Genomic DNA, 5,543 nt, shown 5'->3' with positions numbered 1-5,543 from the left:
CCCTCCCCGGCCCCCACACACCCCAAAACCAAAAAAAACAAAACCCCCCCGCCCCCCCCCGCCGGGGGGCGGGGGGCCCCACGGGCGCATCACGCCTCGGTCAGAGGTTGATCACGTACGACTCACGCGTCGATCACGCGACCGATCACACGTCGAAGTACAGCTCGAACTCGTGCGGGTGCGGGCGGAGCTGGAGCGGGGCGATCTCGTTGGCGCGCTTGAAGTCGATCCACGTCTCGATCAGGTCGGACGTGAAGACGTCGCCCGCGAGGAGGAACTCGTGGTCGCGCTCCAGGGAGTCCAGGACGGCCGGGAGGGAGGTCGGGACCTGGGCGACGTTCGCGTGCTCCTCGGGAGCCAGCTCGTAGAGGTCCTTGTCGATCGGCTCGGCCGGCTCGATCTTGTTCTTGATGCCGTCCAGGCCCGCGAGGAGCAGCGCCGAGAAGGCCAGGTACGGGTTGCCGGAGGAGTCGGGCGCGCGGAACTCGACGCGCTTGGCCTTCGGGTTGGAGCCCGTGATCGGGATACGCATGGCCGCGGAGCGGTTGCGCTGCGAGTACACCAGGTTGATCGGCGCCTCGAAGCCCGGGACCAGCCGGTGGTACGAGTTCACCGTCGGGTTGGTGAAGGCCAGCAGCGACGGGGCGTGCTTGAGGATGCCGCCGATGTAGTAGCGGGCCATGTCCGACAGGCCCGCGTAACCGGCCTCGTCGTAGAACAGCGGGTCGCCGCCGGTCCACAGGGACTGGTGGACGTGCATGCCCGAGCCGTTGTCACCGAAGATCGGCTTCGGCATGAAGGTCGCGGTCTTGCCGTTGCGCCAGGCCACGTTCTTCACGATGTACTTGAAGAGCTGGAGGTCGTCGGCCGCGGCGAGCAGCGTGTTGAACTTGTAGTTGATCTCGGCCTGACCGGCCGTGCCCACCTCGTGGTGCTGGCGCTCGACCTTGAGGCCGGACCGGTCCAGCTCCAGGGAGATCTCGGCGCGCAGGTCGGCGAAGTGGTCGACCGGCGGGACCGGGAAGTAGCCGCCCTTGTAGCGGACCTTGTAGCCGCGGTTGCCCTCCAGCGCACCGGTGTTCCAGGCGCCCGCCTCGGAGTCGATGTGGTAGAAGGACTCGTTCGCCGAGGTGGCGAAACGGACCGAGTCGAAGACGTAGAACTCCGCCTCCGGGCCGAAGTACGCGGTGTCGGCGATGCCCGTCGACGCCAGGTACGCCTCCGCCTTCTTCGCCACGTTGCGCGGGTCACGGCTGTACTGCTCGCCGGTGATCGGGTCGTGGATGAAGAAGTTGATGTTGAGGGTCTTGTCCCTGCGGAACGGGTCGACACGGGACGTGGACAGGTCCGCGCGCAGCGCCATGTCCGACTCGTGGATGGCCTGGAACCCCCGGATCGACGAGCCGTCGAACGCCAGCTCCTCGTCCGGGTCGAACGCCTCGACAGGCACCGTGAAGTGCTGCATGACGCCCGGGAGGTCGCAGAAGCGGACGTCGATGAACTTGACCTTCTCGTCCGCGATGAACTTCTTGGCCTCGTCGGCGTTCTGGAACATCCAGCTCCTCCTACTCCCGACCGTGCCGCCGGGGTGGTTGATCGTTCGTGCGGCCAGTGCGGGTGGCACACGCCGACCTCGACCCTAGGGAGGCGTGATTTCTCAGGCGTGACCCATTTGTTTCGCTGAAGTTAACCGGGCGCGTTGTCCACCTTAGTACCGACACACCCCGCCGTACCTGCCCGATATGCGGTCCGAGTACCGTGGTCGGGTGGACAACAGGCAAGCAATCGGATCATGGCTCTCCGGCCCGCGCGCTGCCCTGGAGGAGGACGGAGCCGACTTCGGCTACCGGGGTGAGCAGCTCGGGCTGCCCGAGTCCGGACCGGGTTCCCTCGCCCGTCCGGGGCGGCGGCTGGGCGCGCTGCTGCTGGACTGGGCCCTCTGCTTCTTGATCGCATACAGTCTGATCACGGACGGCTACGACCAGTCGTCGACCAGTAACTGGACGTTGCTGGTCTTCTTCGTGCTCGGTGTGCTCACCGTCACCACCCTCGGTTTCACCCCCGGCAAGCGCCTCTTCGGCCTGCGGGTCGTCGCGCTCGACACCGGCACCGTCCACCCCGGCCGCGGCCTGCTGCGCACGGTCCTGCTCTGCCTCGCCGTCCCCGCCCTCATCTGGGACCGCGACGGCCGCGGCCTGCACGACCGGGTGGCCCGCACGGTCGAGGTCCGGATCTAGCGATTCTCCCGCCCCGCGCCTGAGGCCGGTCGGGTGAGTGCCGGGCCGGTCGCGGCCGGGGTCCGCGGTACGCCGCGCGGGTTTGGCGACACTGCCCCAAACCGGCGTGGAGGTGGTGGACAGGTGTCGTACGACGGTCCGACGACGATCGTGCACAGGGCGGCCCACGTAGCCGAGGTCGCGGCGCGCCGCGCGGACGGGGCGGAGCGGGCCCGGCGGCTCTCCGCCGAGGTGGTGGACGCCGTACGGGAGGCCGGGTTCGCCCGGCACTTCGTCCCCGCCGCCTACGGCGGTCAGGCCGGCGGCTTCACCGAACTGACCTCGGCGGTCACCGTCGTGGGCGCGGGCTGTACGTCGGCGGCCTGGGCGGCCTCGCTGGCCGCGTACGCCGGGCGCTACGCGGCCTTCCTGCCCGAGAAGGGGCAGACCGAGATCTGGGCGGACGGGCCCGACGCCCTGCTGGCCGCCGCGCTGATGCCGTCCGGCACGGCGGAGCGGGTCTCCGGCGGCTGGCGGCTGAGCGGCGAGTGGAAATACATCAGCGGCGTGCACTGCGCCGACTGGGCGCTGGCCTGCGCGCCGGTGCCGGAGGAGGACGCGGGGGAGAGCCCCGGACACTCCGAGGGTGGCGCCCGGCGGCCCGCCGTGCGGTACTTCGCCGTCCCGCAGGGCGAGTTCTCCGTGGTGGAGAGCTGGAACCCGGTCGGCATGCGCGGGACCGGCAGCGACACCCTCGTACTGGACGAGGTCTTCGTCCCCGAGCACCGCACCCTCTCCCGCGCCGATGTGCACGCCGGGCGCGCGCCCGCGTCCGACGCGCGCTGTCACATCGTGCCGATGTACGCCGTGAACGCGCTGCCGTTCGCCACGCCGCTGCTCGGGGCCGCCCGGGGCGCCCTGCGCCACTGGACCGAGCGGACCGGGAGCCGGGTCGACCGGCGCGGCCGGGCCGTCGCCGAGCAGCCGGCCACCCAGGTCACCCTCGCCCGGTCGGCCGCCGAGACGGACGCCGCCGAGCTGCTCGTCCACCGTACGGCGGCGGTGGCCGACGGCACGCTCACGCCGCCGGCGGCCGAGGCGGCCGTGCGCGGGCCCCGGGACCTGGCGCTGGCCGTGGAACTGCTGGTCTCGGCCGTCGACCGGATCTTCCGCGCGAGCGGCACCTCCGGGCAGGATCTCGCCGACCCCGTCCAGCGCTTCTGGCGGGACGTGAACAGCGCCGCCTCCCATGTGGCGCTGGCCTTCGAGACCACCGGCGCGGCGTACGGCGCCTGGGCGCTGACCGGCGGGGGAGAGGCCCCCGCCCGCTGACGCGGGGGCGTCCGGTGTTGGTCGGTCCAGGTCCGGGTCCGGTTGCTGGCCGCTCCCGGGGGCTGCATAGTCGAGCTGGATGCCGGTGACACTCTTCTGGCCGTACGGTCACGGACAGTGAGTATCCGGCGAGGCCGACAGGTGGTGCCGCCGTGACGGAGCAGACGGACCAGACTGACCAGAGAAACCAGAGGGAGCTGACCGAGCAGAGGGACAGACACGACAGACACGACAGACATGACAGACAGGACATAGCCGAGGCCCCAGGGGCCTCCGAAGCGTTCCGGGCCGCGATGGCCCGCTTTCCGTCGGGTGTCGTGGTGGTCACCACCCGCTGCCCCGACGGGAGCCCCCGCGGATTCACCGCCAGCTCCTTCTGCTCGGTGTCGCTGGCGCCGCCCATGATCCTGGTCTGTCTGGCGAACTCCGCCGACTCGGCGGCGTCCTTCGCCCGCTGCGACCACTTCGCGGTGAGCGTGCTCTCCCCGCTGCACCGCCCGCTCGCGGTCCGCTTCGCGACCAAGGGCGCCGACAAGTTCGAGGGCGGCGGGCTGCGGCTGAGCCCGCGCGGACTGCCGACCGTCGAGCAGGCGCTGTCCGAGCTGGACTGTGTCATTCACGCACGACACCCGGCCGGGGACCACATGGTCCTGATCGGCCGGGTGACGGGAGTGCGGCTGGGCGAGGGGTCGCCGATGGTCTACTACGACCGGTCGTTCCGGACGCTGTCCTGAACGGGTCGGCTGGTGTGCGGGTGGCTGAGGTTGCTGCTCAGCGGGCCCGGGGGCCGCCCTTCGGGAGTTTCATGCCTTTGGGCATAGGACCTTTTGGCAATGGCATGTTGCTCATCAGGTCGCCCATGGCGCGCAGCCGGTCATTGGTCGCGGTCACCTGGGGGCCGGTCAGCACCCGGGGGAGCTTCAGCATCGTGGTGCGCAGCTTCTTCAGCTCGATCTGGCCCTCGCCGGTGCCCACCATCACGTCATGCACCGGTACGTCGGCCACCACGCGGTTCATCTTCTTCTTCTCGGCGGCCAGCAGGCTCTTGACGCGGTTCGGGTTGCCCTCGGCGATCAGCACGATGCCGGCCTTGCCGACCGCGCGGTGCACCACGTCCTGGCTGCGGTTCATCGCCACCGCCGGGGTGGTCGACCAGCCCCGGCCGATGTTGTCGAGCACGGCCGCCGCGGCGCCGGGCTGTCCCTCCATCTGCCCGAAGGCGGCCCGCTCGGCCCGGCGTCCGAACACGATCGCCGTCGCGAGGAAGGCGAGCAGGAAGCCCAGGATGCCGAGATAGATGGGGTAACCGATCAAGAAACCGATCGCGAGGAAGACACCGAAGGTGACGATTCCGACAGCCGCGAGTACAAGACCGATCTTCTTGTCGGCCCTGCGGGTCATCTTGTAGGTCAGAGCGATCTGCTTCAGTCGCCCGGGGTTCGCGGCGTCCGCCGCGGTTTCCTTCCTCGCCATGGCACGAAGTCTACGTGGCTCCCGGGCCGCCTTCGACGGCGGTGCGCCCGCGGCGCCGGACCGCGCCGGACGGCGGCGGCGAGCCGGGCCTCAGGAGTGTGCGGTGAAGGTCTGGTCGAGGACGCGCTGGGCCTCGACCCGGTCCTTGGCGCGGCGGCGGTCCTCCAGGACGGAGGTCCAGGCATTGCGCCGGGCGGTGCGCTGGCCGCCGCTCATGAGCAGCGACTCGACGGCACGCAGGGCGGTGGTGAACGACGGGATCGCCGTGGCGCGAACGGGCGCGGCGTGCATGGTGGTGGGTCCCCCTAGATGGCTCCGGAACGCGGGAGTGCGAGCTGTGCGTACAGCGTCACTGTCTGGTGTTACCAGGGCGTGACCGACCGGTCAAACGCGAATGAAACCTTGATACGGACCCCCAAAAGACTGACGCGGGCCTTTCCTGGGCCCGCAGGAGGGGGGGGGGGGGGGGGCGGCGCGTGGTGGGCGCGCCATTGGCGGTTGCGCGAGGTGGGGGAGTGTCCC

At 70.5% G+C, this 5,543-nt stretch carries 6 protein-coding genes; 3 read left to right on the top strand and 3 right to left on the bottom strand.

Annotation, left to right across the window (positions count from 1 at the left end):
* Positions 1-145: 145 nt before the first annotated feature.
* Positions 146-1,555, bottom strand: coding sequence for a type I glutamate--ammonia ligase (gene glnA, locus ACFXAZ_RS37285; RefSeq protein WP_384600771.1), 1,410 nt, complete (start codon positions 1,553-1,555; stop codon positions 146-148).
* Positions 1,556-1,766: 211 nt separating this feature from the next.
* On the opposite strand from glnA, the gene ACFXAZ_RS37280 reads away from it, so the two are divergent.
* The 3 genes from ACFXAZ_RS37280 to ACFXAZ_RS37270 all read left to right on the top strand — a co-directional run bounded on the left by ACFXAZ_RS37280 (position 1,767) and on the right by ACFXAZ_RS37270 (position 4,282).
* Positions 1,767-2,237 carry an RDD family protein gene (locus ACFXAZ_RS37280; protein WP_384600768.1) on the top strand — a complete coding sequence of 157 codons (471 nt, stop codon included), beginning with the start codon at positions 1,767-1,769 and terminating at the stop codon, positions 2,235-2,237.
* A 123-nt stretch (positions 2,238-2,360) separates the two neighbouring features.
* Positions 2,361-3,548: an acyl-CoA dehydrogenase family protein gene (locus ACFXAZ_RS37275; protein WP_384600765.1), complete on the top strand. Its 1,188-nt coding sequence runs from the start codon at positions 2,361-2,363 to the stop codon at positions 3,546-3,548.
* Between the two features lie 293 nt (positions 3,549-3,841).
* The gene (locus tag ACFXAZ_RS37270; protein ID WP_384600762.1) at positions 3,842-4,282 is read left to right on the top strand and encodes a flavin reductase family protein; all 441 of its coding nucleotides are present in this window, start codon (positions 3,842-3,844) and stop codon (positions 4,280-4,282) included.
* Between the two features lie 37 nt (positions 4,283-4,319).
* Here the strand turns inward: ACFXAZ_RS37270 and ACFXAZ_RS37265 are convergent, their stop codons facing one another.
* Positions 4,320-5,021: a DUF4191 domain-containing protein gene (locus ACFXAZ_RS37265; RefSeq protein WP_384600759.1), complete on the bottom strand. Its 702-nt coding sequence runs from the start codon at positions 5,019-5,021 to the stop codon at positions 4,320-4,322.
* 90 nt (positions 5,022-5,111) lie between these two features.
* On the bottom strand, positions 5,112-5,312 hold the full coding sequence (locus tag ACFXAZ_RS37260) for a hypothetical protein (RefSeq protein ID WP_384600756.1): 201 nt from the start codon (positions 5,310-5,312) through the stop codon (positions 5,112-5,114).
* Positions 5,313-5,543 lie beyond the last annotated feature (231 nt).

The organism is Streptomyces sp. NPDC059477, from assembly GCF_042749375.1.
GTDB lineage: Bacteria > Actinomycetota > Actinomycetes > Streptomycetales > Streptomycetaceae > Streptomyces.
Note: the sequence above shows the minus strand (reverse complement) of the source record. Positions and strands in the feature narration are given on the sequence as shown.